Source organism: Kitasatospora sp. NPDC056651 (assembly GCF_042792155.1).
Classification (GTDB): domain Bacteria; phylum Actinomycetota; class Actinomycetes; order Streptomycetales; family Streptomycetaceae; genus Kitasatospora.
Map to the genome: position 1 here is coordinate 18,034 of NZ_JBHTWX010000001.1, position 26,769 is coordinate 44,802.

Sequence of the window (26,769 nt, forward strand, 5' to 3'; positions counted from 1 at the left end):
TTCGATCAATGCGATCAGATGACCGGTGGTCGGCCCAGCCTGGTCAGTCGCCAGACGGTACGCCACCGCATGGGCCGCCGCGGACCGCAGGGTTCGCGCCAGCCCGCCCGGAATCCGCCCCACCAGGCCTTCAGCGCCTCCGGGGAGGGGCGGCGGGCCAGGGTCAGCAGGAACCAGGTTCCCAGGTAGAGAGGCACCAACAGGGCCGGAAGGTTCCGCCTCGCGAGCCAGACCCGGTTTCGGGCCACGTTGTGGAAGTAGGTCGCGTGGCGGGCGGGCGAGGTCGTGGGGTGGTGCAGCACCACGTCCGCCCGGTAGTCGATGGCCCAGCCGGCGTCCAGCGCGCGCCACGCGAGGTCGGTCTCCTCGTGGGCGTAGAAGAACTCGCCGGGCAGCTGGCCGGCCTGCTCGAACACCTTGCAGCGCACCGCGCTCGCGCCGCCCAGGAAGGTGGTCACCCGGGACGAGCGCAGCGGGTCGCTGGCGCGCAGCCGGGGGACGTGCCGGCGCTGGGTGGCCCCGGTCTCCGGGTCGGCGATCCGGAAGGAGACGATGCCCAGCTCGGGGTCGGCGGTGAAGGCCTCGCGCAGCAGGCGGGCCGAGTCGGTGCGCGGCAGGTTCCCGTCGTCGTCCAGGAAGAGGACGGCGTCGACCTCCGCGCCGTCCGGGCCGAACAGCTCGATGCCGACGTTGCGGCCGCCCGGGATGCCGAGGTTCTCCGGCAGCTCCACGCTGCGCACGCCCGCCGGCAGCGGGGGCAGCGGCGCGCCCTGGCCGACCACGGCCAGCTCGACCGCGGGGCCCTCCTGGGCGCGGACGGCCTCGATCAGGGTGTTGAGCTCGGCGGGCCGGTTGCCCATCGTGATGATCACGGCGCCGAGGCGGAAGTCGTCCGCGTTCCTCGCCGTACTCATCGCAGCCTGCTCGACAGGACGATGCTCAGCAGGTGCAGCACGGTCTGGAGCATCGCGATCGCCGCCAGGACGACCACCGCGAGCCGGGTGAACAGGAGCCCCCCGTGCACGGTGTCGGCGATCCCCGCCGCCAGGATGAACAGCGAGGCCTCGACCGCGCCGACCAGGCGGTGGAACTTCAGCAGGGAGGCCGCCCGGCGGGCCTTGGCGACGGTGGCCGAGCGCGGCACCGAGGCGCTGTCCTCGACGGCGGTCAGGCCGCTGCGGGCCCGGGCCACGTCCACCAGGTCGGTCTCGGACTTGATCAGGATCGCGCCGAGCGCGGCCAGGGTGCCGAGGAAGGCCCACTCCCAGTGCGAGCCGCCGCCCTCGCGGTGCAGCAGGTCGGTGGCGCGCAGGCCGAGGCCGGTCAGCAAGGCCGCCTCGGACATGTAGTGGCCGACCCGGTCCAGGTAGACACCGGTGAGCGAGGTCTGCCGGCGCCAGCGGGCCACCTCGCCGTCCACGCAGTCCAGCAGCAGGTAGACCTGGATCAGCAGGGCGCCCAGGACGGCGCCCGCGATGCCCGGCACGACCAGCGCGGCGCCGGCCAGGACGCCGGTGAACATCATCAGGTACGTCAGGCCGTTGGGCGTGATCGCCGTCATGGTGGAGAGCACGCGGGTGATCCGCAGCGAGATCTTCCGCATGTACAGGCGCCCGGCCCAGTGCTCGGCGCTGCGGCGCTGGAGCATGCCCTCCGGGTGGATCACCGCCCGCAGTTCCTCGATCGAGGGCCGGCGGGTCAGGTCCACCGGGGGAAGCCCGGCGCCCGCGGTGGAGGGGTCAGCTGTTGACGGCTTGGACATAGTCGGCGTACGCGTCCCTGATTGCGGAAGGGGAGAGGTCGAGGTGTTCGAGGATGGTGAAGCGCCCCGGTCGGGTGTTCGGAGCGTAGTGCACCGCTTCGGTGAACTCCGCCTCGGTGAAGCCGATCTGAGCGGCGGTCACCGGCAGTCCGTGGCTCGCCAGGCGCTCCACGATCTGACCGGTCAGCTCACGCTCGCCCCGCAGGAAGCTGGCGAAGGCGGCGCCGAGGCCGACCTGTTCGCCGTGCTGGGCGGACCGCTTGGGATACAGCACGTCCAGGGCATGCGAGATCTCGTGGCAGGCGCCCGACGAGGGCCGGGTGCTGCCCGCGATGTTCATCGCGATGCCGGACAGTACCAGGGCCTCGGCGAGCGCCGTCAGGAGGTCCTGGTCCTGAATGCTCCCCGGGTGGCGCAGCAGGTTCTCGCCCGCCGAGCGGGCCATCGCCACGGCCAGTCCGTCCACCGGCTCGCCGGTCACCGCGTGCGACAGCTCCCAGTCCGCGCACGCGGAGATGTTGGAGACGACGTCGCCCACGCCGGCCGCCACGAAGCGCGGCGGGGCCTGCCGGATCACGTCCAGGTCGACCACGATGCCGATCGGGCTGGGCACCCCGTAGGAGCCGCGGCCGGCGTCGTTGTCCAGGGTGGAGACCGGCGAGCAGATGCCGTCGTGGGCCAGGTTGGTGGCCACCGCGACCAGCGGCAGGCCGACCCGGGCCGCGGCGTACTTGGCGGCGTCGATGATCTTGCCGCCGCCGAGTCCGACCATCGCGTCGTAGTGCCCGCCGCGCATCGACTCGGCCAGCCGCACCGCGCTGTCCAGGCTGCCGTCGTCCACGTTGTACCAGTCGGCTCCGGGCAGGGCCGGCTCCAGGCGGCGGCGCATGGCCGCACCGGAGCCGTTGCTGATCGCCACCGCGATCCGGCCCGAGGCCGACAGCCGCTGGTCCGCGAGGATGCCGCCGAGCGCCTCCAGGGCGCCCGGGCGGATCTCGACGAACAGCGGCGACGGGACCAGTCGGGTCAGTACCGGCACGCGATCTCCCGCGCCTTCGCCAGGTCGTCGTGGTTGTCGACCTCGACCCAGGAGACCTCGCCGATCGGCTGCACGTCGATCCGCAGCCCCCGGTTCACCATCTCCTGGTAGCCGTCCTCGTAGTACAGCTGCGGGTCGCGCTCGTAGGTGGCGCGCAGCGCGTCGGTCAGGTCGGCGGCGGCGGACGGGTTGATCACCGTCACGCCGATGTACTCACCGCTGGCCTCGGAGGGGTCCATCAGCTTGGTGATGCGGCGCATGCCGGCGGCCGGGTCGACGATGACCTTCATCTCCTCGTCGGCGAGCTTCTTCACCGTGTCGAGGGCCAGCAGGATGCCGGGGGCGGCGCCGCCGTCCACCAGGCGCTGGTTGCCCTCCAGCATGGTCCGCTGGACGGAGGCCGGGTGGACGGTGTCGCCGTTGGCGAGCAGCAGGCCCTCGGCGAACAGATCGCGGGCGCACCACAGCGAGTAGGCGTTGTTCCACTCCTCGGCCTTGTCGTTCTCGACCAGGTGGAGCTTGACGCCGTACTTGCTCTCCAGGGCGTCCTTGCGGTCGTAGACCGCGTCCTTGCGGTAGCCGACGACGATCGCCGCCTCGCGCAGTCCGACCTCGGCGAAGTTGCCGAGGGTGAGGTCCAGGACGGTCCGTTCCCCGTCGACCGGCACCAGCGCCTTGGGCAGGGTGTCGGTGTACGGGCGCAGCCGGCGGCCGGCGCCGGCTGCCAGAACGAGGCCGATCATGCGGGTCTCCTGATCCGTCGTGCTGTGCGCGCGGGCCGTGCCGGGGCAGCGCCACCGGTTCACCCCGAGCCGGTGTTCGACCGGGCCGGGCGGCGGCGCGCCGGTGCCGGCACAGATCCGGGCACCGTGTCGTAAGTGATGGTAGGCGACCGACGTGAGCGGCCCGAACGCGCCCGCAGGCCGGAGGGCTGGGGCCGGGCCGGCGCGGGGCGGGGGCGGGACCGGTGGCGGGGCCGGTGTGGGACCGGCGCGGGGTGGGGTCGGACGGCGGTCGGGCGGTGGTCGGACAGTGGTCGGGTGGTGGTCGGACGGCCCCGGACCGGGTGCCGGGTGCCGCGGCCGTCCGCCCACCGGAGGCGCCGGGCCGGTCGAACGGGATCCGAACGACCGCCGAACGGTTCTGCGAGTTCATGACCCTTTCAGAGACTTCCCGGGCCCATCTCCGCCTGGTTTCCGACTCCCCCGGGCCGTGATCCGCCCGGTTGTGCGTGGAACCCCTGCCGGGTGCCGCCCATACGGCAGACTGGACCCGACGCCGGCGCAGGTGCTCCCGCTGTGTCCGCCGCACTCCGCCCGGTGCGCCGGAGACGCCCGATGCTCCGTTGCTCCCGCTCCCGAAAGAGGCCTCATGCCCCAGAGTCTGCCGACCGACCCGACACACTTCGCCGCCGAGATCGACACCGGGCTCGACGTGGAGACCGACGTGACGGTCGCCCCCCGGGCCACCGGGTCCGCGCCTGCCGGGGCCGAGATCCTGCTGGAACTGGTCGACGACGAGGGCGTCACGATCGGCACCGGCGAGAAGCTCTGGGCCCACCAGCAGCCGGGCCGACTGCACCGGGCCTTCTCGGTCTTCCTGTTCGACCGCCAGGGCCGGCTGCTGCTCCAGCGCCGGGCGCTCGGCAAGTACCACTCCCCCGGTGTCTGGTCGAACACCTGCTGCGGACACCCGTACCCGGACGAACCGCCGTTCGTCGCCGCCGCCCGGCGCACCGCCGAGGAGCTGGGCGTCGCGCCGGCGCTGCTGTGCGAGGCGGGCACCGTCCGCTACGACCTGCCGGACGAGGCCTCCGGGCTGATCGAGCGGGAGTGGAACCACCTGTTCGTGGGACTGGTCACCGCGCCGGTCGAGCCGGACCCGGAGGAGGTGGACGACTTCGCCTTCGTGACCGCGCAGGAGCTGCGGGAGCTGCGGGCGGAGCGTCCGTTCTCGGTCTGGTTCGAGACGGTCTTCGAGGCCGCGCTGCCGGGCATCCGGGAGATCGCCGGGCGGGACTGGTAGTCGGGCCCGGCCGGCTTCCGGTGCGGTCGGTGCGGTCGGTCCGGTCTGTGCAGTCGGTCCGGCCACCTCGGAGCCGGCCGGTCAGTGGGCCGGCTCCGGCGGGACGGGCAGCGAGGCCCAGATGACCTTGCCCCCCTCCCCCCTGCGTTCGACGTCACACGCCCCGCCGGCCTGCAGCGTGACGCTCTTCACCAGCAGCAGGCCGCGCCCGCCGGTGCGCCCGGTGTCGTTCTCCAGCGCCTTCGGCCGGTACGGGTCTCCGTCCTCGACGGAAACCCGCACCCGGGCCGGGCCCACCGACAGCTCGGTGACCACCTCGGGCGACAGCTCGGCGGCGTGCGTCACCGCGTTGCTCACCAGCTCCGAGACGATCAGCAGCAGGTCGTCCACCAGCTCCTGGTAGCGCACCCCGGTCAGCCCCTGGGCCAGCAACCGGTCGCGCACCGCGTGCCGGGTGAGCGGCACCGAGGCCTCGGTGGCGGGCACCGGGAAGCGCCACACGCCCTCGACCGGTCCCGCGCCGGCCGGAGCGCCGCCCGGTCCGGGCCCGCGCCCCCCGAGTCTCGGTTCGGCCTTCGCCGTTCCGCTGATCTGCTCCACGTCCAGCCGCCCTTCGTCCGCGACCCGGGGATCAGGCGATCCGCTGCATGGCGCCCTCGGTCCACAGAGGCTAGGAGAGCCGCCGCGACGGCCGTGCCACCGTCGACAAGTTGCCCGTGTCGGACCGCTTCCGGCCGGAACCGACCACGGGCGGCGTGGGAGTCGACCGGTTCCTTCGCGGACGCCACCGGTTCGGAGGGGATTCGAGCGCGCTCGCCAGCCGTACCAACCTGTGCGGGCGAGGCACCCCGGGCCTGCGGGGGCCCTCGGGACCCTCAGGACCCGGATCGGAGCCTCCGGTCGCGCGACCCCGAGGAAGCGCAGGTGAGAAGCACTCCAGAACCCTGGTAATGTTCTCTCTGTCGCCGAGGGGGCGAGTAAAAAACCCCCGAAGCACACACCCGGTCCGGGTGGCGGAATGGCAGACGCGCTAGCTTGAGGTGCTAGTGCCCTTTATCGGGCGTGGGGGTTCAAGTCCCCCCTCGGACACAGAGAATTCCCCGTGGGAGCCGAAAGGAACCCACGGGGAATTTCCTTTTTGCGGGCCGCCCCTTTTCCCGGGCCGGGCCCGATCGCCGTCACCGGTCGCCATCCCCTGACCGCCGCCCCTGCCGGGCGGTGTGGCGTCGGTCTCCTCGCCGGTCCCACCGGCCCGGAAGCCGGACACGAGATGGCAACAATCGGACAATTTGAGCCCCCTCTGAGGTTTACGCCCGTTTTTGGACCATAAGCTGCTCTCCGTTTGTCCGAAATAACGACCCAAAATCGTAAAAGCACCGATACCACCCGATGAACCACGAGCGAGAGGACCGATACGTTGAGTGAGCCCGAATCGTCGACGGCATCACACCAGAACTACCGCCGATCGCTCGGCACCATCAGCCTGACCGCGGTCGGGCTGGGGTCGATCATCGGATCCGGCTGGTTGTTCGGTGCCGAGCGGGCCGCCAAGCTCGCCGGACCCGCCTCGATCCTCGCCTGGGTGATCGGTGCCGCGGTGGCGCTGACCATCGCGCTCACCTACAGCGAGCTGGGCTCGATGTTCCCCAAGGCCGGCGGCATGGTCCGGTACGGCCAGTACTCGCACGGCTCGCTGGCCGGCTACCTGGCCGCCTGGGCCAACTGGATCGCCATCGTCTCGGTCATCCCGGGCGAGGCCACCGCCTCCGTGCAGTACATGAGCTCCTGGCACTTCGGCTGGGCGCAGGGGTTGTACAACGGCAAGGAGCTGACCCTCAGCGGCGTGGCACTCGCCAGCGTGCTGCTGCTCGTCTACTTCGCGCTGAACTGGTTCGCGATCACGCTGTTCGCCAAGACCAACACCGCGATCACCGTCTTCAAGGTCGTCGTGCCGACGCTGACCGCCGGCGCGCTGTTCTTCGCGCACTTCGACTCGGCGCACTTCACCGACCACGGCGGCTTCGCGCCGAACGGCTGGAGCTCGGTGTTCACCGCCGTCGCGGTCTCCGGCATCGTCTGGGCCTTCAACGGCTTCCAGTCCCCGCTCAACCTGGCCGGTGAGGCCCGCAACCCCGGCAAGTCGCTGCCGAAGGCCGTCATCGGCTCGATCCTGATCGCCCTGGTGATCTACGTCGCGCTCCAGATCGCCTTCCTCGGCGCCATCCCGGGCGGCGACCTGGCTAACGGCTGGAGCAACCTCTCGTACACCTCGCCGCTGGCCGACCTGGCCATCGCCTGGGGCCTGAACTGGCTGGCGATCACCCTGTACGCGGACGCCTTCATCTCGCCGTCCGGCACCGGCATGATCTACGCCGCCACCACCTCACGCATGATCCACGGCGTGCAGGAGAACGGCCACCTGCCGAAGATCTTCGGCCGGGTCGACGCCAAGACCGGCATCCCGCGCCCGGCGCTGGTGCTCAACCTGGCGGTCGCCTTCCTGTTCCTGGCGGTCTTCCGCGGCTGGGGCTCGCTGGCCGAGATCGTCTCGGTGGCCACCGTGATCTCGTACATCACCGGCCCGGTCGCCGTGATGGCGCTGCGCCGCCTGGCCCCCGAGCTGCCGCGGCCGGTCCGGCTGCGCGCCATGCCGGTGATCGCCCCGATCGCGATGATCTTCGGCTCGCTCGTCCTCTACTGGGCCCGCTGGCCGCTCACCGGCAAGGTGATCCTGCTGATGGCCGCCGGCCTGCCGATCTGGGCCTGGTACGAGCTGCGCAAGCCGTTCGCCGAGCTGAAGCCGCACCTGAAGGCCGGCGCCTGGATGGTCGCGTACCTGTTCGTGATGGCCGGCGTCTCCTGGGCGGGCAGCGGCGACTTCGGCGGACACGGGTACCTGCCGGAGGGCTGGGACCTGCTGATCGTCGCCGCGATCGGGCTCGCGTTCTACCGCTGGGGCGTCGCCAGCGCCTGGGCCAACCCCTCGCTGGACGCGGTCCGCAAGGAGATGGTGGGCGCCGAGGGCACCGAGACCGGTGCCGCGGAGGCCTCCCGGGTCTGAGGCCACGTGGGCTGCGGCTCTCGCGGGTCCGAGGTCCTTGCACTCTGAGGCGGCGGCGGGCTCGTGGCGAAGGGCTCACAGGGCTCACAGTGAAGGGCTGGTCGGAATCCTCCGACCAGCCCTTCGGCGTTCGTGGGGACGGGCGGATGGTGTGCCGCGTTCCCGGTGTGGGTCCATTCTGCCGTGGGCGGAGGTCCCGGGGCACCGTCTTCGGGGATGATCTTCGTCGCGGATTCCCCGCCTGGCGTGGTGGCGGGCGGTCCTCGACAGGAGGGCCCGGGCACGAGGGTCGGATCGGCATGAGGCGGGAACGGCGGCTGGACGCACCCACGGGGGGAACTGGCTCGGGAGCTGGTCGGAATGATGGCCGAGGACGGTGCGGCCACCCGGCTGGCGCACAGCCCCGACCTGGCCGAGCAGGCGGCCTGGCGGCGGCTGACCGCCCGGCACGGGGACAGGCTCGCGGAGATCATGGCGGAGCACGGCTGGCCGACCGAGCGCGCCGTCGGTCCGGAGGCCGCCCGGGCGGCTGGACGAGCGGCGCGCGGAGGTCGGCATCGAGCCGTTCGACGAGTACACCGCGCGGTTCGCCCCGAAGTAACCGCCAGGTCCACCGACCCGGCTTGACTCTTGCGCACGGCCGCCCGCGCCGCATTGACTGGCCTCCGGCCGGCACTGCCGGTCAGGGCGGCCGAGTGGATGAGCGGACGAGAGGACGATCGGTGCGGCAGTACGCGGAGTACAGCGACCAGTACATCGGCGGCGAGTGGCGGCCCTCCGGGGACACCGGCTCGATCACCGTGCTGAACCCGGCGACCGAACAGGCGCTCGCCACGGTGCCGGCCGGCGGCACGACCGATGTCGACGCGGCGGTGACGGCGGCCCGCCGGTCGGCGCGCGGCTGGGGCGCGACCACCCGCGAGGAACGACTCGCGCCGCTGACCCGGCTGCGGGACGGGATCGGCGCCGCGCAGAACGAGATCACCGAGACGGTCGTCGCCGAACTGGGCTCGCCGGTCGGCTTCGCCGGGGCCGTGCACGCCGGGTTGCCGCTCGCCGTGGCGAGCTCCTACCTGACGCTGCTCGCCGACCACTCCTTCGAGGAGCGGATCGGCAACTCGGTGGTGCACGCCGAGCCCGCCGGGGTGGTCGCGGCGATCACGCCGTGGAACTACCCGCTGCACCAGATCGTCTCCAAGGTCGTCCCGGCGCTGGCGGCCGGCTGCCCGGTCGTCCTCAAGCCGGCCGAGGACACCCCGCTGGTGGCCCGGCTGTTCGCCCGGCTGGTGCACGAGGCGGGATTCCCGGCGGGCACCTTCAACCTGGTGACCGGCACCGGCGCGGTGGCGGGCGCGGCGCTCGTCGGGCACCGGGAGGTGGACGTGGTGTCGTTCACCGGCTCGACCGCCGTCGGCCGGCAGGTCGCCGAGACGGCCGGCCGGGGGCTGAAGCGGGTCTCCCTGGAGCTGGGCGGCAAGTCGGCGAACGTGGTGCTGCCCGGCGCCGACCTGGCCCGCGCGGTCAAGGTGAACGTCGCCAACGTCTTCGCCAACTCGGGCCAGACCTGCAGCGCGCTGACCCGGCTACTGGTGCACGAGGACCAGTACGAGGAGGCGGTCGCCCGGGCCGAGCAGGCCGCCGGCCAGTACCACCCGGGCGATCCGACCGACCCGCAGACCCGGATCGGTCCGCTGGTCAACGCCCGGCAGCTGGCCCGGGTACGCGGCTACATCGACGGCGCGCTGGCCGAGGGCGCCCGGCTGGTCGTCGGCGGCTCGGAGCCGGTCGACGGGCTGTCCACCGGCTACTACGTCCGTCCGACGGTGCTCGCCGACGTGACCCCGGAGATGACGGTGGCCCAGGAGGAGGTCTTCGGCCCCGTCCTGGCGATCCTCCGTTACCGGGACGAGGAGCACGCCGCCGAACTCGCCAACGGCACCGCGTACGGCCTGGCCGGCGGCGTCTGGGCCCGTGACACCGAGACCGCGGCCGCCTTCGCCCGCCGCCTCGACACCGGCCAGGTGGACCTCAACGGCGGCCGCTTCAACCCCCTCGCGCCCTTCGGCGGCTACAAGAGCTCGGGCCTCGGCCGGGAGCTGGGCCGGCACGGGTTGGAGGAGTTCCTCCAGTACAAGTCGTTGCAGTACTAGGCGGGGCTGACGGCGCCGGGCGGACAGATGACAGATTTCGAAATCTGTTATCTGTTCGCTGTCATCTGTCATCTGTCATCTGTCCGTCGCCTGCCGTCCTCCGTCAGACCAGGTCGACGCCCGGGTAGAGCGGGTACGGGGCGAGCAGGTCGGCGGCACGCTTGGCGGTGGCGTCGCGGAGGGCGGCGTCCAGGGTGTACGAGGCCTTGGACGGGGCGCCGGCGGCACTGGTGGTGGGAGTGGTGGCGCTCAGGACGGTGTGGATCAGGTCGGCGATCTCGTCCATCTCGGCGGTGCCGAGGCCGCGGGTGGTGAGGGCCGGAGTGCCGAGGCGGACGCCGGAGGTGTACCAGGCGCCGTTCGGGTCCCGCGGGACGGAGTTGCGGTTGGTGACGATGCCCGAGTCGAGCAGCGCCGCCTCTGCCTGGCGGCCGGTCAGACCGTAGCCGGAGACGTCGGCGAGGACCAGGTGGTTGTCGGTGCCACCGGTCACCAGCGTGCCTCCGCGGCGCAGCAGGCCCTCGGCGAGCGCCTGGGCGTTGGCGACGACGGCGCGGGCGTAGGCCTGGAACTCCGGGCGGCGCGCTTCCGCGAGGGCGACCGCCTTGGCCGCCATGACGTGCGAGAGCGGGCCGCCGAGCACCAGCGGGCAGCCGCGGTCGACGTGCTCGGCCAGCTCGGACCGGCACAGCACCATGCCGCCGCGCGGGCCGCGCAGGGACTTGTGGGTGGTGGTGGTGACGATGTGGGCGTGCGGGACCGGGTCGTGGTCACCCGTCAGCACCTTGCCCGCCACCAGGCCGGCGAAGTGCGCCATGTCGACCATGAGGGTCGCCCCGACCTCGTCCGCGATCTCGCGCATCCTGCGGAAGTCCACCAGCCGCGGGTAGGCGGAGTAGCCGGCCACGATGATCAACGGGCGGAACTCCCGGGCGGTCTCGCGCAGCGCGTCGTAGTCGATCAGGCCGGTGGCCGGGTCGGTGCCGTAGCTGCGCTGGTCGAACATCTTGCCCGAGATGTTGGGCCGGAAGCCGTGGGTGAGGTGGCCGCCGGTGTCCAGGGACATCCCGAGCATGCGCTGGTTGCCGAGTTCCTGGCGCAGCCGCGCCCAGTCCTGCTCGGTGAGGTCGTTGACGTTGCGCACGGCGGCGCGCTCCAGGGCCGGGCTCTCGACCCGCTGGGAGAGGACGGCCCAGAAGGCGGTGAGGTTGGCGTCGATGCCGGAGTGCGGCTGGACGTAGGCGTGGTCGGCGCCGAACAGTTCGCGGGCGTGCTCGGCGGCGATGCTCTCGACGGTGTCGACGTTGCGGCAGCCCGCGTAGAAGCGGCGCCCGACGGTGCCCTCGGCGTACTTGTCGCTGAGCCAGTTGCCCATGGTGAGCAGGACGGCCGGGGAGGCGTAGTTCTCGCTGGCGATCAGCTTGAGCGAGGCGCGCTGGTCGGCCAGTTCCCGGCCGATGGCGTCGGCGATCCGCGGTTCGACGCCGGCGACCACGTCGAGCGCGCTGCGGAAGGCGGTGTCGGCCGCGACGGAGGCGGTGGTGTGGGGCTGCTGCTGGGCCAAGGCGGTCTCCTGGTGGGGATGACGGGGGCCCAGGCGCTCGGCAACTTCGCGTGAGGTTTCACGGGGCCGCTTCCCGATGGTTGATTCCATCCCTGCGCGCCAGTCGCGGCCCGCCGGAATCCTACCAATACCGGAGGGACTGTGGCGGAGGTCTCAGAATGCGGAACACCAGGTCCGGTATGCGCTGTTATGTCCGTTCTTTTGCAACGCCCGTGTTTCAGCGAAATGAAGCCGCCACATTTCCCGAAACAGTTCACCGGGAATTCCCGGAAGACCCGTCGAAGGTGATTTGCGGAACCTCGGACGCATCCGATCCAATGGCACTCGAACGGCCACCGGGAAACCCCCGGGGGACGTACCGGAAATGCACACCAGCGCACCCTCACCCATGGGGCGGCGAAGAATTCGGGAGTTACGCCTCATGGCAGTGGCCGACACCGCCCCAGTCCCCGCGGCCGGGCCCTCGCCCGTCACCGGACAGCCGCCCGTCACCGGACCCCCGCCCGCCGCGCCGACCCTGCTCCGCCGCGTCCTGCGCGACCGGGTCGGCGCCGCCGCCCTCGCCGTGGTGCTGCTGTTCCTGCTGCTCGCCCTCGGCGCCCCGCTGGTCGCCGCCCTGTACGGGAAGAACCCGGTCGACCACTACGGCCAGAACATCCCGGGCCTGCTCAGCGACAACGGCCTGCCGATGCTGCCGAACGGCGGGATCTCCGGCGACTTCTGGTTCGGCCTGGAGCCCGGCCTCGGCCGGGACGTGTTCACCCAGCTGCTGTACGGCATCCGCACCTCGCTGCTGATCGCCTTCGCGGCCGCCGCGGTGACCACCACCCTGGGCGTGCTGGTCGGCGTCGCGGTCGGCTACCTCGGCGGGATCACGGACCGGCTGTTCGGATTCCTCGCCAATGTGCTGCTGGCCTTTCCGACCCTGCTCCTGCTGCTCGCGCTCAGCCCGGTGATCCAGTCCCGGCTGGTCGATCCCGGCAGCGCGGAACCGGAATGGATGCAGTTCCTGGTGCTGATCCTGGTTTTCTCCGCGTTCGGCTGGATTCCGCTGGCGCTTTCCCTGCGGGCCACCGTCCGCTCGCTCCGGGAAAGGGATTTCGTGCAGTCCGCGCGGGCCCAGGGCGCAAGCCGGTTCCATGTCGTCGTCCGCGAACTCCTGCCGAACGTGCGCTCGCAGCTGCTGGTGCACGCCACCATGGCGGTGCCGACCTTCGTCGCCTCCGAGGCCGCGCTGTCCTTCCTCGGCGTCGGTATCACCGAGCCCGTCCCGGACTGGGGACGGATGATCTCGCGCGGCTCCGAGGTGTTCCAGGCCGACCCCACCTACATGGTGTTCCCCGGGGTGGCGCTGCTGCTGTTCGTCATCGCCTTCAACCTGCTCGGCGACGCCGTCCGGGACGCGCTGGACCCGCGCACCGGCACTGCCCGCTGAATCCTCGTCCCCTCCTCCCAGTCCTCCCCCAGCCCTCCTTCCATCCTCATCCATCACCCCGAGATCCATCACCCCGAGCCCGTCCCGGCGCGATCCGCCGGAACAGTCCGCCGGGACAAGGAGAGATTCGCCATGCGCTGGACCAGACCATCCCTCGCCGTCATCGCCACCGCCCTGCTGGCGACCTCCTGCTCGGCCGGTGCGGGCTCCACCGCCGGCTCCGGGGGCGCCGGCGCCTCCGCCAAGGAGACCTCCCCGCTGACCGCCGTACTCGGCACCGAGCAGGAGAGCGCCGGCCCGGCCCCGGCCGTCCCCGGCGCCCGGGCGGGCGGCACGGTGAACGTGTACAACAGCGTCGAGTTCCGCCACCTCGACCCGCAGAAGGTCTACGCGGGCGCCGGCTACAACGCCTCGCTGCTCTGGGGCCGCCAGCTGACCCAGTACCAGGTCGTGGACGGCAAGGCGAAGCTGGTCGGCGACCTGGCCACCGACACCGGCACCCCGGCCGACGGCGGGCGCACCTGGACGTACCGGCTCAAGCAGGGCGTCGCCTGGGAGGACGGGCAGCCGATCACCTCCCAGGACGTCAAGTACGGCATCGAGCGCACCTTCGGCAAGGGCTACGAGGTCGGCCCGCCGTACTGGCCGCAGTGGCTCACCGGCGAGACCGACTACGAGGCCGCGCGCGCCAAGTACGCGGGCCCGCAGGCCGGAGACCTGGACGCGATCGAGACGCCGGACGAGCACACCGTCGTCTTCCACTTCCCGCAACCGCAGGCCGACGTCCCGTACATGGCCGCGCAGTCCTCCTCCTCGCCGGTGCGCCGCGACAAGGACACCGGCACGGAGTACGACCGGCTGCCGTTCGCGACCGGCCCGTACCGGATCGTCGAGCACGTCCAGAACACCCGCATGGTGCTGGAGCGCAACCCCGCCTGGAAGGCCGAGACGGACCCGATCCGCAGCCAGTACCCGGACAAGTTCGTCTTCACGTACGGCAAGGAGGCGCTCAACCTCAACCAGGAGATCCTCTCCGGGCGGGACGGCGGAGCCAACGCCACCACGGCCTCCGACCCGCTCTCCGCCGAGCTGTACCCCACCACCGAGACCGATCCGAAGGCCAAGGAACTGGTGGCCTCCGGCCGCCGGGGCGCCTTCGTCACCCAGCTGATGATCAACAACCAGCGGGTGCCGGACGTCGAGGTCCGCAAGGCGCTGCACCTGGCGTACCCGCGCCAGCAGGCCCGACAGGTCCAGGGCGGCTCCCGGACCGGCGAGCTGGCCACCACGCTCAGCTCGCCCGCGCTGATCGACTGGCAGAAGTACGACCTGTACCCGGCCAAGCCCGAGGGCGACCCGGAGGCCGCCAAGGCCGAACTCGCCAAGGCCAAGCAGGCGCCCGCCAGCCTGACCTACGGGTACGAGAACACCCCCACCGGGCAGCGCGTCGCGCAGGTGCTGGTGGAGGGCTTCGGCAAGGCCGGGATCACCGTCGTCCCCAAGCCGATCGACCCCAAGGCCTACCTGGACGAGGTGCACCGCGCCGACTCCCCGTACGACCTGTTCGAGGAGACCAGCTCGGTCGACTGGCCGACCCCGTCCACCCTGATCCCCTTCTCCTTCGACGGCCGGGCCGGCAGCGACATCAACTCCGCGCGCTACCGCAACCCCGAGGTCGACAAGGAGATCGACCGGATCAACCAGATCGGCGAGCCGCGCGCCAAGGCCAAGGAGCTGTACGCGCTGGAGCAGACGGTGATGAAGGACGTGCCGGTGCTGCCGTACGCCTATCCGACCGTCAACCAGCTGCGCGGCAGCAACGTCGGCGGGGCGTTCATCCACCCGATCTACGGGACCGTCTCGCTGGCCTGGCTGTACCTGAAGTCCTGAGTGCCGGGGCCCGCTCCCGCTCTCCGCCCGAACGGGCGGGAAGGAGGAGCGGGCCCCTCCTCCGGCCTCCCTCCGGCCTCCCCTTGTCTTCTCCTGTCTTCTCCTTCTTCTCCTGTCTTCTCCGCCTCCTCTGTCTTCTCCGCCTCCCCCGTCACGTCGACCCCGGATCGGCCATGCTCTCCTTCGTCCTGCGGCGGACCGTCCAGGCCCTCGCGGTCCTGATCGCGGTCTCCGCCGCCGCCTTCGCCCTCTTCTACGCCGCGCCGGCCGACCCGGCTCGCGCCGCCTGCGGCCCGCGCTGCGACAGCGGGCAGGTCGCGGCGGTGCGCCAGAGCATGGGTCTGGACCAGCCGCTGCTCACCCAGTACACCGACTACCTCGCCGGGGTCGTCGCCGGGCGCGACATCGGCGACGTGGACGGCTCGACCATCCACTGCGACGCGCCCTGCCTCGGCTACTCCTACCGGCTGCACCAGCCGGTCAGCGAGGCACTGGCGGACCACCTGCCGGTCACCCTCTCGCTGACCGCCGGGGCGCTCGCCGTCCTGCTGGTGTTCGGCCTCGGCACCGGGTTCGTCTCCGCGCTGCGGCACGGGCGGCGGACCGACCGGCTGCTGTCCGCGTTCACCCTGGTCGGCGCCAGCGTGCAGATCTACTTCCTCGGATACGTCGCCCAGTGGCTGCTGGTGTACTCCACCGGGCTGCTGCCGCTGCCCTCCTACACCTCGCCGGCCGAGGACCCGGCCGCCTGGGTCGGCGGGATGCTGCTCCCCTGGTTCGTCCTCGGCTTCGTCAACTCGGCTGTGTTCGCGCGGCTTTCGCGCTCCCAACTGCTGGAGACGATGAACGAGGAGTACGTCCGGACGGCCCGCGGCAAGGGGATGGGACGGTTGCGCGCCCACCTCAAGTACACCTCGCGCGGCGCCGCCGGGCCGCTGGTGCAGCTGATCGGGCTGGAGGCCGGGGTGCTGCTCGGCGGGGCCGTGATCACCGAGACGGTGTTCGGGCTGAACGGGGTCGGCCGGTTCGCCGCGGAGGCCGTCGCGGGGCAGGACCTGCCCGCCGTGGTCGGCGCGGTGCTGCTGGCCGCCTGTTTCATGGTGCTGTTCGTCGCGCTGGCCGACCTCGCGGTGGCCTGGCTCGACCCGCGTGTCCGGCTGAGCTGAGGGGAGCGTTTCGATGAAGTCCACTGTTCCGGGTGCCGGTGACGGCACCGCGTCCGGGGTCGACCGCACCACGCCCGGGGGCGACGGGAGCGCCGCCGAGCCGGTGCTGAGCGTCCGCGACCTGACCGTCACCTTCGCCGACCCGCGCGGCGGCACGCCGGTGACCGCCGTCCGGGGGCTCTCCTTCGACCTCGCACCGGGTGAAGTCCTGGGCCTGGTCGGCGAGTCGGGATCCGGCAAGTCGACCGTCGGGCTCGCCGTCCTCGGCCTGCACGACCCGCGCACCACCACCGTCACCGGCTCGATCCGGCTGGGCGGCCGGGAGTTGGTCGGCGCCGAGGAGTCCGAGCTCCGCGGTGTGCGGGGCGGTGAGGCCGCACTGGTCTTCCAGGACGCGCTCACCTCGCTCAGCCCCTTCCACGGCGTGGGCGCCCAACTCGCCGAGATGTATCGGCTGCACCACCCGGACGCGGGTCGCGGCGAGGCGGCCCGACGGGCGGCCGAACTGCTCGACCGGGTCGGCATCCCGTCGACCCGGACCCGCGACTACCCGCACCAGTTCTCCGGCGGCATGCGCCAGCGGGTGATGATCGCGATGGCGCTGATGAACAACCCCCGGGTGCTCATCGCGGACGAGCCGACCACCGCCCTGGACGCCCGGGTCCAGCGCCAGGTCCTGGATCTGCTCGGCGAGTTGCAGCGCGAGCACGGCACGGCGGTCCTGCTGGTCAGCCATGACCTGGGGGTGGTCGCCGGGACGACGGACCGCACGCTGGTGCTGCGCGGCGGGGTCGAGGTCGAGTCCGCCGCGACCGCCGAGCTGCTGGCCGCGCCGCGGGAGCCGTACACCCGGGCGCTGGTGGGCGCGGCGCTGCGGCTGGACTCCGTACCGGGCACCGCCCTGCCGACGGTCGACGACCCCTCCCCGTCGCGGACCTTCCGGCTGCGAACCGTCGAGCGGGCTGCCGAGCAGCCTCCCGGGCGGACTGCCGGGCGGACTGCCGGGCGAACCGCCGGGCGAACCGCCGGGCGAACCGCCGGGCGAACCGCCGAGCAGCCTCCCGAGCAGGCCTTCGAGCGGCCCGGGCGGTGGCTGGCCGAGGTGGAAGACCTGTCCGTGCACTTCCCCGGACGGCGGCGCTTCCCCGGACTGCGGGCCGAACCGGTCCGGGCGGTCGAGGGGGTCGGGCTGCGGATCGCGCCCGGCGAGACGCTCGGGCTGGTCGGCGAGTCCGGCTCCGGCAAGTCCACCACCTCGCGGGTCCTCGCCGGACTGCAACGACCCACCGGCGGAAGGGTGTTGTACGACGGGCAGGACGTCACCCGGCCGGACCGGGAGCTGCGCAAGCGGCTCAGCCGTGAGATCCAGCTGGTCTTCCAGGACCCGTACGCCTCGCTCAACCCGCGCCGCACCATCGCCCAGACCCTGGACACCCCGCTGCGCCTGCACACCCCGCTGAACCCGGCCGAACGGCGGGACCGCTCGGTCGAGTTGCTGGAGCAGGTCGGACTGACCGCCGGCCACCTGGACCGCTATCCGCACGAGTTCTCCGGCGGGCAACGCCAGCGGATCGGCATCGCCCGGGCGCTGGCCCCGCAGCCGCGCCTGATCATCGCCGACGAGCCGGTCTCGGCGCTGGACGTCTCCGTGCAGGCGCAGGTGCTCAACCTGCTGATGGAGCTGCGCGAACGGCTCGGCGTCGCCTTCCTGTTCGTCTCGCACGACCTCGCGGTGGTGCGGCACTTCTGCGACCGGGTGGCGGTGATGCACCGGGGCCGGCTGGTCGAGTCCACCGACCGGGACCGGCTGTTCGAGGCGCCGCACACCGAGTACACGAGGGACCTGCTGGCGGCGGTGCAATGAGGCGGGCGGCCGGGGTGGTGCGGCGCGGTGCGGGGTGGTGCGGCGCGGGGTGGTGCGGTACGGCGCGGGGTGGCGCGGCGCGGCGTAAAGAGTTGGCGCGAGCACGGCGCCGCAGCTCATGATCGAACCCTGACAGGTCCGATCGGAGAGGCGCAGTGAACATGTCGACCAACGAGCGACCGGCCGTGGACGAGGAGCTCGTCGAGGCGGCCCTGGAGGTGGCCCGGCGGTACGCGCGGGGGGACAACCACACCGTGGCAGCGGCCGGGCGCAACGCCGACGGGCGGATCGTCACCGCGCTGAACGCCTACCACTTCACCGGCGGGCCCTGCGCCGAGCTGGTGCTCATCGGCGCGGCGGCCGGGCAGGGGGCGTACGACCTCACCACCGTGGTGGCGGTCGGCGACCGGGAGCGCGGGGTGATCCCGCCGTGCGGACGCTGCCGGCAGGCGCTGCTGGACTACTTCCCGGAGCTGCGGATCATCGTGGCGAAGGGGAAGGAGCTGCGCAGCGTGCCGGTGCTGGACCTGCTGCCGGAGGCGTACGTCTGGGCCGACCACCAGGACGAGTGAACCGGGGAGGGTGACCCGGTCGGCCGACACCGCCGTTCACGCTTCGTTCGGCTGCGCGAGCGCGGCTCAAGGCGTTAGCGTGCAGGCGATGTGACGTAGGGGACCCATACCTTGCCAGCCGAGGGGACACATTGTCGGACGACCTGCTCATCGCAAAGATCAACCACGGCTTCGATCACCTCGACGCCGACGGCGACGGCCTGCTCACCGAGCGGGACCACGTCCTGATGGGCCAGTCGGTGGCCCGCTCGCTCGGCCACCAGGAGGGCTCGGAGCCGGAGGCCGTGATCGTCCGCGCGTACCTGACGCTCTGGCACGACCTGCACCTCGCCTGGCTGCCCGCCGACACCGAAGCGATCACCCGTGAACAGTTCGTGGCCTCGACCGGGTCGCTCTCCGACGACCCGGAGGCCGCGCGCGACGTCCTCGGCGCGCTCGCCGAGGCCTTCCTCGCCGTCGCGGACGCCGACCGCAGCGGGACGGTGGACGCCGGCGAGTTCTTCGTCTTCCAGCGCGGCCACTTCGCGGGCCTCTCCCGCGACGACGCCGACGAGGCCTTCCGCCACCTCGACGCCGACGGCGACGGCGTGCTCTCGGCCCGCGAGTTCACCGACGCGATCATCGAGTACTGGACCAGCCGCGACCCGGAGGCGCCCGGCAGCTGGTGGACGGGCAAGCCGCCGCACACCTTCTGAGACCGGGCCCGAGGCTCCGTCCGGTGCGTCCGGTGCGTCCGGTGCGTCCGACGGCCGTCCCCGCGCTCGCGGTGCGCGGTGCGCGGGGCGGCCGTCGGATCCGTTCAGCCGCGGGCGGGCGGCCGCGGTGAGTCCGCACGGGCCGGGCTCGCCGCGCGCGGCGAAGGCCCCGGGCGCCGGCTGACGCTCACCACCAGACAGACTCCCGCCACCACGATCGCGCCGCCCGCCAGGGTCGGGCCGGTCAGCGGCTCGGCCAGGATCAGCCAGCCCAGCAGCACCGCGACCACCGGGTTCACGTACGCGTAGGTACCCACCAGGGTCAGCGGGGCGGCACGCAGCAGCCAGGCGTACGCGGTGAAGGCGAGCAGCGAGCCGAACAGCACCAGGTAGGCGAGGGCCAGCCAGGACCGGCCGGAGACCGCCCCGAGGTCCAGTCCGTGCTGCTCACCGCGGACCAGTCCGATGAGCAGGTCACAGAGGCCGCCGGTCAGCATCTGGAAGGCGCTCGCGGCGAGCACGTTGCCCGGCATCGGGATCTTCTTGCTCGCGAAGGAGCCGGTCGCCCAGAGCAGGGTGGCGACGATGATCAGGATCACGCCGACCGGTTTCACCGACCCGCCGATCGCGGGCGCCGACAGGACGCCGAGGCCGACCATCCCGAGCAGCACCCCGGCGAGTTCGGCGGGCTTCGGGCGCTCGCCGCCACCGAAGGCTGTCAGGACCACCATCCAGAGCGGGACCGCGGCCACCAGCAGGGCGGCCAGGCCGGAGGGGACGGAGGTCTCGCCCAGGACCACCAGGCCGTTGCCGCCGGTCAGCAGCAGCACGCCGACCAGGGCGGAGGAGGCCAGCTGCCGCCCGGTCACCTTCAGGCCGGCCGGCCCCTGGCGCACCAGGATGTAGCCGGTCAGCAGCAGACCGGCGGTGAGGAAGCGGGCGGCGGCGGAGAGGAAGGAAGGCATCGTCTCCACGGCGATCCGGATCGCCAGGTAGGTCGAGCCCCAGACGATGTAGACGATGAGAAGGGCCAGCCAGACCGCGCCGCCGAGGCGGGGAGCCGGGCGGGCGTCGGCGAGCGAGGGCGAGGGCGGGGTGGGGGTGGGGGTAGGGGTGGCCTGGGCGTCGGCCTCGGTCTTCGCCGCGGCCGGCTGTGAGGAAGCGGACGATGTCATGCGTGTCCCCCTTGGATGGTGCTGTCCGAACATCCGACATGACAGCGCATGAACGGCCCCGCGCGCCAGTCCGTATCGGCGATCGGACCGCAGGACGTACCGTGGGCGCTTCCCGACGAGGAGGTCGAACCCGTGTCCGCATCCGAGGCGCCCCTGCCGTTCTTCGTGTACGGCACCCTGCGCCGTGGTGGCCGCAATCACGCCGCCCACCTGGCCGGGCGCTGCGCCGACATCCGGCCGGCGGTGCTGGAGGGCGCGGCGCTGCACGAGGGGCCCGGCTTCCCGTACGCGCTGCCGGACGCCACGCCCGGACGCCGGATCACCGGCGAGCTGGCCACCGTACGCCCGGGCGCGTACGCCGGGGCACTGGCGACCCTGGACCGGCTGGAGGACTGCAGGCCGGACGGGACCGGGTTGTACGTGCGACGGCGGATGGCGGTGCGGACGGCGGCGGGCGAGCTGCGGGAGGCCTGGGTCTACTTCGCCGGACCGGCCGCCGAGGCCCGCCTGCGGGAGCGGCCGGCGCTGATCGAGTCAGGGGACTGGGCGGAGAGGTGACGGTAAGGGTGGTGACAGCGAACAGATGACGGCGAACAGAATTCGAAATCTGTTATCTGTCATCTGAAATCTGTCCGCTGTCATTTGTCACCCCGCGAGATCCGGCCCCGCCCGGCCCGCATACCGCCAGGTAGGCTGCCCCGGCCAGCAGCTTCGCTGGATCACTGGTCCGCAGGATCGAACGACGAGGAGCCACCCGGTGCCCGAGCTGCCACCCCCGATCACCGTCGTCGGGATCGGGGCCGACGGCTGGCCCGGCCTCGCCGACACCTCCCGGGCCGCGCTGCGCGAAGCCGAGGTCGTCATCGGCGGCCCCCGCCAACTGGACCTGCTCCCCCGCGACGAGGTCGCCGCCGAACAGGTCCCCTGGCCGTCCCCGCTGCGCCCCGCCGTCCCCGGGCTGCTCGCCGCCCACGCCGGCCGCCGCCTCGCCGTCCTGGCGAGCGGCGACCCGATGTTCTTCGGCATCGGTCGCACCCTCGCCGAGACCGTCGGCCCCGAGCGCCTGCGCGTGCTGCCGCATCCCTCCTCCGTCTCCTACGCCTGCGCCCGGCTCGGCTGGCCGCTGGAGGCCACCGAGGTGGTCAGCCTGGTCGGCCGGCCTCTGGACGCCCTCTCCCTCGCCCTCCACCCCGGCCGCCGGCTCCTGGTGCTCAGCGCCGACGCCGCCACCCCGGCCGCCGTCGCCGAGCTGCTCACCGCCCGTGGCTACGGCACCGCCCGCCTACGGGTGCTCGAACAGCTCGGCGCCCCCGCCGAACGCCACCTGGACGGCCCCGCCGACGGCTGGCCGCACCCGCCGGGCGACCCGCTGAACGTCATCGCCGTCGAACTGGGCGACGGCCCCCGCGGCTCCCTCGTCCCCGGCCTGCCCGACGCCTCGTACGAGAGCGACGGCCAGCTCACCAAGCGCCACGTGCGCGCCGCGACCCTCGCCGCGCTGGCCCCCTCCCCCGGCGAACTGCTCTGGGACGTCGGCGGCGGCTCCGGCTCGATCGCCGTCGAGTGGCTGCGCGCCCACCGCGACTGCCAGGCCGTCAGCGTCGAGCGCGACCACGTACGGGCCGAGCGGATCGCCCGCAACGCGGCCGCGCTCGGCGTGCCCCGGCTCCGTGTGGTGACCGGCCCCGCCCCCGCCGCGCTCACCGGACTCCCCACCCCCGACGCCGTGTTCATCGGCGGCGGCCTCACCGCCCCCGGCCTGCTGGACAGTTGCTGGGACGCGCTGCGCCCGGGCGGCCGGATCGTCGCCAACACCGTGACGCTGGAGTCCGAGGCGCTGCTCGCCGAGTGGTACCGACGCCATGGCGGTGAGCTCGTCAAACTCGCCGTCGCCCACGCCGTCCCGGTGGGCGGCTTCACCGGGTGGCGCCAGGCCATGCCGGTCACCCAGTGGTCCGCCGTCAAGACCGGAACCCCGCACGACACCCCCCAGGAGAACGCCTCGTGACCGTCCACTTCATCGGAGCCGGCCCGGGCGCCGCCGACCTGATCACCCTGCGCGGCCAGCGCATCCTGGCCCGCGCCGAGGTCTGCCTGTACGCGGGCAGCCTGGTCCCGCGCGAACTGCTGGACGAGTGCCCGCCCGGTGCCCGCCTGATCGACACCGCCCAGCTCAACCTGGACCAGATCACCGCCGAGCTGGTCGCCGCGCACGAGGCCGGCCAGGACGTGGCCCGGCTGCACTCCGGAGACCCGTCCGTCTTCTCCGCCGTCGCCGAGCAGATGCGCCGCCTGGACGCGGCGGGCGTCCCGTACGAGGTGGTTCCCGGCGTGCCGGCCTTCGCCGCCGCGGCGGCCGCGCTGAAGCGGGAGTTGACCGTTCCGACCGTCGGCCAGACCGTCATCCTCACCCGGATCGCCAAGCGGGCCACCCCGATGCCCGAGGGCGAGGACCTCGCCACCCTGGGCCGCAGCGGCGCCCTGCTGGTGCTGCACCTGGCCGCCGGCTACGTGGACGACGTGGTCGAGCAGCTGCTTCCGCACTACGGCGCGGACTGCCCGGCCGCCGTCGTCGCGATGGCCAGCCGCCCCGACGAGCTGGTGCTGCGCGGTACCGTCGGCGACATCGCCGAGCAGGTCAAGGCGGCGGGCGTGGTCCGTACCGCCGTCATCATCGTCGGCCGCACGCTGGCCGCCGGGCAGTTCCGCGACAGCCACCTCTACTCGGCGGACCGCGAGCGCCCGCACGAGCCCTGCGGCGCCTGATGCGGCACGTCCTGGTCCTCGGCGGCACCACCGAGGGGCGGATGCTGGCCGCCGAACTCGCCCCGACCGCGAACCGGGTGACCAGCTCGCTGGCCGGCCGCGTCGCCCGGCCGCGGCTGCCCGCCGGGGAGGTGCGGATCGGCGGCTTCGGCGGACCGGAGGGCCTGGCCGACTGGCTGCGCGGCGAGCGGGTGGACGCGGTGGTGGACGCCACCCACCCGTTCGCCGCCGGCATCTCGCGCAACGCCGCCCTCGCGGCCGCCGCCACCGGCGTCCCCCTGCTGGTGCTGCGCCGCCCGGGTTTCACCCGGGTCGACGGGGACCGCTGGATCCCCGTCCCCTCACTCGCCGCCGCCGCGGCCGAACTGCTGCCCCGGCGCGGGGAGCGGGTCTTCCTCACCATCGGCCGACAGGGCGTGGCCGCCTTCGCCCACCTCGACGGGCTCCACTTCCTCGCCCGCTCGGTGGACCCGCCCGAGCCCCCGCTGCCGCCCTCCTGCGAAGTCCTGCTGGACCGCGGCCCGTTCACGGTCCAGGGCGAAGAGGCGCTGCTGCGCACGCACGGAATCGACGTGCTGGTCACCAAGGACAGCGGCGGCAGCGCGACCGCCGCCAAGCTGAGCGCCGCCCGCGGGCTGCGCCTGCCCGTCGTCATCGTGGAGCGTCCGCCGGTGCCGCCGGGCGTACCGGTCGTCCCGGACGTCCCGGGCGCGCTGCACTGGCTGGAGCAACTGCGCTAGCGGGCCCGGTCGTTGCCGCGCCCGGCGACGGCGGTGGCCGTGGCTCCGCCGCGCCCTCGCACGCTCGCCCGGGAAAATTCGCGGGCAGGCCCGTCGAGCGTTCGGGCAGGATGGCCCGATGACCGATGATCAGCGCCCCCAGACCCCCCGCACCGCCGACGAACGCACCACGCTGGCGGGCTTCCTGGACTACCAGCGTGCCACCCTCGCGATGAAGTGCGAGGGCCTCACGGCGGACCAGCTCCGCACCCCGGCGCTGGAGCCCTCCGGACTCACCCTGCTCGGCCTGGTCCGCCACATCGCCGAGGTGGAGCGCAGCTGGTTCCGCAACATCCTCAACAAGGAGGACGTGCGCGGTTTCTGGGGCCGCCCCGACGGCTCCTTCGCCGAGTTCGACGTCGAGACCGCCGACCCGGACGAGGCCTTCGCCATCTGGCGCCGCGAGTGCGACCACGCCAGGGAACTCGTCGCCGCCGCGGAGTCGTTGGACGTCCTGGGCCACTACGGCGAGGAGGTCTTCTCGCTCCGCTGGATCCTGACCCACATGATCGAGGAGTACGCCCGCCACAACGGGCACGCCGACCTCCTGCGCGAGCACCTCGACGGCACCACCGGCGAGTAGTCCGGGCGGGACCGGAAACCGGCATCGCGCGGAAGGAGCCGACAGGACGTGCGGACTCGCCAGAAGGAACGCGACACCCCCGGGCCGTCCGAGCCCTGGAACGAGATCGTCCCGGGGCTCTGGATGGGAGGTCACTACTGCACGCCGCCCGGCGGCGATCTGGAACTCGTGGCCGTCCAGGGCGAGTTCGACCTGGTGGTCAGCCTCTTCACGCTTCCGGGGCACGGGCCGGCACCGGGGGTGGAGCACGTCGTCCGGGAGGTGCCCGACGGCCCGCTCTCGCCCGGCCAACTGCTCGCCGTCCAGGAGGCGGCCGAGCTCACCACGGCCGCCGTCCGGCGGGGCCGGCCGACGCTGGCGCGCTGCCACTCGGGCTACAACCGCTCGGGCCTGGTGGTGGCGCAGGCGCTGGTCGACCTCGGGTACGGACCCGGCGAGGCGGTGCGGCTGATCAGGGAGCGGCGGTCGCCGTGGGCGCTGAACAACCCGGTGTTCGTGGACTACCTGAACACCGGGCTGGGGGTTTCCGCGCTGCTGGCCGGCCTCGACGGGTGAGGCCGGCCGGCGACGCGACGACCGGATGCGACGACCGGCGCGAAGACCGATCGTGACGATCCGTCAGATGTCGCGGAAGGTCTCGATCCGGGCGCCGATGGAGTTCAGGCGCTCGGCAAGGTCCTCGTAGCCGCGGTTGATGACGTAGACGTTGCGCAGGACGGAGGTGCCCTGGGCGGCGAGCATGGCGAGCAGGATGACCACGGCGGGACGCAGGGCCGGCGGGCACATCATCTCGGCGGCGCGCCAGCGGGTGGGACCCTGGACCAGCACGCGGTGCGGGTCGAGGAGCTTGACGTCGGCGCCGAGCCGGGTCAGCTCGGTCAGGTAGATCGCGCGGTTGTCGTACACCCAGTCGTGGATCATCGTGGTGCCGTGCGCGGCCGCGGCGATGGCGGCGAAGAACGGCACGTTGTCGATGTTGATGCCGGGGAACGGCATCGGGTGGATGGTGTCGATCGGCGCGGTCAGCTTGGAGGGGCGCACGGTGAGGTCGACCAGCCGGGTGTGGCCGTTGTGGGCCGGGTACTCGGGGGTGCGGTCGTAGTCGAGGCCCATGCCCTCCAGCACGGCGAGCTCGATCTCCAGGAACTCGATCGGCACCCGGCGGATGGTCAGCTCGGAGGAGGTGACGACGGCGGCGGCCAGCAGGCTCATCGCCTCCACCGGGTCCTCGGCCGGGGTGTAGTCGACGTCGCCGGTGATCTCCGGGACGCCGTGCACGGTGAGGGTGGTGGTGCCGATCCCCTCGATCCGGACGCCGAGCTTCTCCAGGAAGAAGCAGAGGTCCTGGACCATGTAGTTGGGCGAGGCGTTGCGGATGACACTGACGCCGTCGTGCCGCGCGGCGGCCAGCAGGGCGTTCTCGGTGACGGTGTCCCCGCGCTCGGTCAGCACGATCGGGCGGTCCAGCGGGGCGCCGGGCTCGACCGAGGCGTGGTAGGCGCCGCCGGTGGTGGCGACCTCCAGGCCGAAGCGGCGCAGCGCCGTCAGGTGCGGCTGCACGGTGCGGGTGCCGAGGTCGCAGCCACCCGCGTAGGGGATGGCGAAGCGCTCGGCACGGTGCATCAGCGGGCCGAGGAACATCAGCACGCTGCGGGTGCGGCGGGCCGCCTCGACGTCCATCGCCGCGAGGTCCAGCTCGGCGGGCGGGGTGAGTTCGAGGTCGCGGCCCTCGTTGATCCAGCGGCTCTTGACGCCGATGCTGGTGAGCACCTCGAGGATGCGGTAGACCTCCTCGATCCGGGCGACGCTGCGGATCGTGGTGCGGCCGGTGGTCAGCAGCGAGGCGCAGAGGATCGCCACGCAGGCGTTCTTGCTGCTGCGGACGTCGATCGCACCGGAGAGTCGGGTGCCGCCGGCGACGCGCAGGTGCATCGGGCCGGAGTATCCGAGGGAGACGATCTCGCTGTCGAGGGCTTCGCCGATGCGGGCGATCATCTCAAGGCTGACGTTCTGCTTGCCCTGTTCGATGCGGTTGACCGCGCTCTGGCTGGTTCCGAGAGCCTCTCCGAGTTGCGCCTGGGACCAGCCACGGTGCTGACGCGCGGTACGGATGAGGGTGCCGATACGGGTGAGGTAGTCGCCTGTCACTCGCCAGACGATATCTCATGGTTGAGATGACGGCAGACCTGGGGCCGACCCTGGTGATCCATTTGTCCGTTTCTCACCCCGTATGGCCGTCAGTT

The 26,769-nt window shown here is 72.5% G+C and carries 23 protein-coding genes, 1 tRNA gene and 1 riboswitch; of the genes, 16 read left to right on the forward strand and 8 right to left on the reverse strand.

Features of this window, described 5'->3' with window-relative positions; genetic code table 11:
• Positions 1-14 precede the first annotated feature (14 nt).
• From ACFRAR_RS00085 to ACFRAR_RS00100, 4 genes are all read right to left on the reverse strand, one after another.
• The gene (locus ACFRAR_RS00085; RefSeq protein ID WP_380692838.1) at positions 15-914 is read right to left on the reverse strand and encodes a glycosyltransferase family 2 protein; all 900 of its coding nucleotides are present in this window, start codon (positions 912-914) and stop codon (positions 15-17) included.
• Positions 911-1,648: a CDP-alcohol phosphatidyltransferase family protein gene (locus tag ACFRAR_RS00090; protein WP_380693464.1), complete on the reverse strand. Its 738-nt coding sequence runs from the start codon at positions 1,646-1,648 to the stop codon at positions 911-913. The genes ACFRAR_RS00085 and ACFRAR_RS00090 overlap by 4 nt, the downstream gene beginning before the upstream one ends.
• A gap of 91 nt (positions 1,649-1,739) precedes the next feature.
• Positions 1,740-2,801, reverse strand: coding sequence for an iron-containing alcohol dehydrogenase family protein (locus tag ACFRAR_RS00095; protein ID WP_380692840.1), 1,062 nt, complete (start codon positions 2,799-2,801; stop codon positions 1,740-1,742).
• Positions 2,789-3,544 carry a sugar phosphate nucleotidyltransferase gene (locus tag ACFRAR_RS00100; protein ID WP_380692842.1) on the reverse strand — a complete coding sequence of 252 codons (756 nt, stop codon included), beginning with the start codon at positions 3,542-3,544 and terminating at the stop codon, positions 2,789-2,791. The genes ACFRAR_RS00095 and ACFRAR_RS00100 overlap by 13 nt, the downstream gene beginning before the upstream one ends.
• Positions 3,545-4,172: 628 nt before the next feature.
• Between ACFRAR_RS00100 and idi the strand changes: the two genes are divergently transcribed.
• Positions 4,173-4,826, forward strand: a complete 654-nt coding sequence (gene idi / locus ACFRAR_RS00105; RefSeq protein ID WP_380692845.1) for an isopentenyl-diphosphate Delta-isomerase — start codon at positions 4,173-4,175, stop codon at positions 4,824-4,826.
• Between the two features lie 81 nt (positions 4,827-4,907).
• Here the strand turns inward: idi and ACFRAR_RS00110 are convergent, their stop codons facing one another.
• Complete coding sequence (locus ACFRAR_RS00110) at positions 4,908-5,417, reverse strand: ATP-binding protein (protein WP_380693467.1); 510 nt, start codon at positions 5,415-5,417, stop codon at positions 4,908-4,910.
• Positions 5,418-5,830: 413 nt separating this feature from the next.
• Here ACFRAR_RS00110 and ACFRAR_RS00115 point away from each other — a divergent pair.
• From ACFRAR_RS00115 to ACFRAR_RS00125, 3 genes are all read left to right on the forward strand, one after another.
• Positions 5,831-5,915 (forward strand) — tRNA-Leu (locus tag ACFRAR_RS00115).
• A 328-nt stretch (positions 5,916-6,243) separates the two neighbouring features.
• A complete protein-coding gene (locus tag ACFRAR_RS00120) occupies positions 6,244-7,887 on the forward strand; it encodes an APC family permease (protein ID WP_380692848.1) in 1,644 nt (547 codons plus the stop codon).
• A gap of 722 nt (positions 7,888-8,609) precedes the next feature.
• Positions 8,610-10,037, forward strand: coding sequence for an aldehyde dehydrogenase family protein (locus ACFRAR_RS00125; protein ID WP_380692850.1), 1,428 nt, complete (start codon positions 8,610-8,612; stop codon positions 10,035-10,037).
• A 103-nt stretch (positions 10,038-10,140) separates the two neighbouring features.
• Here the strand turns inward: ACFRAR_RS00125 and ACFRAR_RS00130 are convergent, their stop codons facing one another.
• Entirely contained in the window at positions 10,141-11,601 is a 1,461-nt protein-coding gene (locus ACFRAR_RS00130) for a glycine hydroxymethyltransferase (protein ID WP_380692853.1), read from the reverse strand.
• A 20-nt stretch (positions 11,602-11,621) separates the two neighbouring features.
• Positions 11,622-11,718, reverse strand: a riboswitch (ZMP/ZTP riboswitch).
• Between the two features lie 304 nt (positions 11,719-12,022).
• On the opposite strand from ACFRAR_RS00130, the gene ACFRAR_RS00135 reads away from it, so the two are divergent.
• From ACFRAR_RS00135 to ACFRAR_RS00160, 6 genes are all read left to right on the forward strand, one after another.
• Positions 12,023-13,036 carry an ABC transporter permease gene (locus tag ACFRAR_RS00135; protein WP_380692855.1) on the forward strand — a complete coding sequence of 338 codons (1,014 nt, stop codon included), beginning with the start codon at positions 12,023-12,025 and terminating at the stop codon, positions 13,034-13,036.
• Positions 13,037-13,168: 132 nt separating this feature from the next.
• Entirely contained in the window at positions 13,169-14,926 is a 1,758-nt protein-coding gene (locus ACFRAR_RS00140; protein WP_380692857.1) for an ABC transporter substrate-binding protein, read from the forward strand.
• Positions 14,927-15,099: 173 nt separating this feature from the next.
• On the forward strand, positions 15,100-16,092 hold the full coding sequence (locus ACFRAR_RS00145) for an ABC transporter permease (RefSeq protein WP_380692859.1): 993 nt from the start codon (positions 15,100-15,102) through the stop codon (positions 16,090-16,092).
• 13 nt (positions 16,093-16,105) lie between these two features.
• Positions 16,106-17,956 (forward strand): dipeptide ABC transporter ATP-binding protein, encoded by a 1,851-nt coding sequence (locus ACFRAR_RS00150; RefSeq protein WP_380692861.1) that lies wholly within the window; start codon positions 16,106-16,108, stop codon positions 17,954-17,956.
• 161 nt (positions 17,957-18,117) lie between these two features.
• Entirely contained in the window at positions 18,118-18,528 is a 411-nt protein-coding gene (locus tag ACFRAR_RS00155) for a cytidine deaminase family protein (protein ID WP_380692864.1), read from the forward strand.
• 131 nt (positions 18,529-18,659) lie between these two features.
• A complete protein-coding gene (locus ACFRAR_RS00160; protein ID WP_380692866.1) occupies positions 18,660-19,223 on the forward strand; it encodes an EF-hand domain-containing protein in 564 nt (187 codons plus the stop codon).
• A 104-nt stretch (positions 19,224-19,327) separates the two neighbouring features.
• Here ACFRAR_RS00160 and ACFRAR_RS00165 read toward each other — a convergent pair whose 3' ends face one another.
• Positions 19,328-20,398 carry an EamA family transporter gene (locus ACFRAR_RS00165; protein ID WP_380692868.1) on the reverse strand — a complete coding sequence of 357 codons (1,071 nt, stop codon included), beginning with the start codon at positions 20,396-20,398 and terminating at the stop codon, positions 19,328-19,330.
• Positions 20,399-20,530: 132 nt separating this feature from the next.
• Between ACFRAR_RS00165 and ACFRAR_RS00170 the strand changes: the two genes are divergently transcribed.
• From ACFRAR_RS00170 to ACFRAR_RS00195, 6 genes are all read left to right on the forward strand, one after another.
• On the forward strand, positions 20,531-20,956 hold the full coding sequence (locus tag ACFRAR_RS00170; RefSeq protein ID WP_380692870.1) for a gamma-glutamylcyclotransferase family protein: 426 nt from the start codon (positions 20,531-20,533) through the stop codon (positions 20,954-20,956).
• Between the two features lie 199 nt (positions 20,957-21,155).
• Entirely contained in the window at positions 21,156-22,406 is a 1,251-nt protein-coding gene (cbiE, locus tag ACFRAR_RS00175) for a precorrin-6y C5,15-methyltransferase (decarboxylating) subunit CbiE (RefSeq protein ID WP_380692872.1), read from the forward strand.
• Positions 22,403-23,164 carry a precorrin-4 C(11)-methyltransferase gene (gene cobM / locus ACFRAR_RS00180; RefSeq protein ID WP_380692874.1) on the forward strand — a complete coding sequence of 254 codons (762 nt, stop codon included), beginning with the start codon at positions 22,403-22,405 and terminating at the stop codon, positions 23,162-23,164. Before cbiE ends, cobM begins: the two co-directional genes overlap by 4 nt.
• On the forward strand, positions 23,164-23,904 hold the full coding sequence (locus ACFRAR_RS00185; protein ID WP_380692876.1) for a cobalt-precorrin-6A reductase: 741 nt from the start codon (positions 23,164-23,166) through the stop codon (positions 23,902-23,904). The genes cobM and ACFRAR_RS00185 overlap by 1 nt, the downstream gene beginning before the upstream one ends.
• A gap of 118 nt (positions 23,905-24,022) precedes the next feature.
• Entirely contained in the window at positions 24,023-24,526 is a 504-nt protein-coding gene (locus ACFRAR_RS00190) for a DinB family protein (protein WP_380692878.1), read from the forward strand.
• 48 nt (positions 24,527-24,574) lie between these two features.
• A complete protein-coding gene (locus ACFRAR_RS00195) occupies positions 24,575-25,081 on the forward strand; it encodes a protein phosphatase (RefSeq protein ID WP_380692880.1) in 507 nt (168 codons plus the stop codon).
• Positions 25,082-25,144: 63 nt separating this feature from the next.
• On the opposite strand, the gene ACFRAR_RS00200 is transcribed toward ACFRAR_RS00195, so the two are convergent.
• Positions 25,145-26,674, reverse strand: a complete 1,530-nt coding sequence (locus tag ACFRAR_RS00200) for a UDP-N-acetylglucosamine 1-carboxyvinyltransferase (protein ID WP_380692883.1) — start codon at positions 26,672-26,674, stop codon at positions 25,145-25,147.
• Positions 26,675-26,769: the final 95 nt, after the last annotated feature.

What these genes read in the sequence shown, in the direction of transcription:
- ACFRAR_RS00085 (WP_380692838.1), bottom strand. Translation starts at nt 914, where the DNA reads ATGAGTACGGCGAGGAACGCGGACGACTTCCGCCTCGGCGCCGTGATC.
- ACFRAR_RS00090 (WP_380693464.1), bottom strand. Translation starts at nt 1,648, where the DNA reads ATGCTCCAGCGCCGCAGCGCCGAGCACTGGGCCGGGCGCCTGTACATG.
- ACFRAR_RS00100 (WP_380692842.1), bottom strand. Translation starts at nt 3,544, where the DNA reads ATGATCGGCCTCGTTCTGGCAGCCGGCGCCGGCCGCCGGCTGCGCCCG.
- idi (WP_380692845.1), top strand. Translation starts at nt 4,173, where the DNA reads ATGCCCCAGAGTCTGCCGACCGACCCGACACACTTCGCCGCCGAGATC.
- ACFRAR_RS00135 (WP_380692855.1), top strand. Translation starts at nt 12,023, where the DNA reads ATGGCAGTGGCCGACACCGCCCCAGTCCCCGCGGCCGGGCCCTCGCCC.
- ACFRAR_RS00140 (WP_380692857.1), top strand. Translation starts at nt 13,169, where the DNA reads ATGCGCTGGACCAGACCATCCCTCGCCGTCATCGCCACCGCCCTGCTG.
- ACFRAR_RS00145 (WP_380692859.1), top strand. Translation starts at nt 15,100, where the DNA reads ATGCTCTCCTTCGTCCTGCGGCGGACCGTCCAGGCCCTCGCGGTCCTG.
- ACFRAR_RS00150 (WP_380692861.1), top strand. Translation starts at nt 16,106, where the DNA reads ATGAAGTCCACTGTTCCGGGTGCCGGTGACGGCACCGCGTCCGGGGTC.
- ACFRAR_RS00155 (WP_380692864.1), top strand. Translation starts at nt 18,118, where the DNA reads ATGTCGACCAACGAGCGACCGGCCGTGGACGAGGAGCTCGTCGAGGCG.
- ACFRAR_RS00165 (WP_380692868.1), bottom strand. Translation starts at nt 20,398, where the DNA reads ATGACATCGTCCGCTTCCTCACAGCCGGCCGCGGCGAAGACCGAGGCC.
- ACFRAR_RS00185 (WP_380692876.1), top strand. Translation starts at nt 23,164, where the DNA reads ATGCGGCACGTCCTGGTCCTCGGCGGCACCACCGAGGGGCGGATGCTG.
- ACFRAR_RS00190 (WP_380692878.1), top strand. Translation starts at nt 24,023, where the DNA reads ATGACCGATGATCAGCGCCCCCAGACCCCCCGCACCGCCGACGAACGC.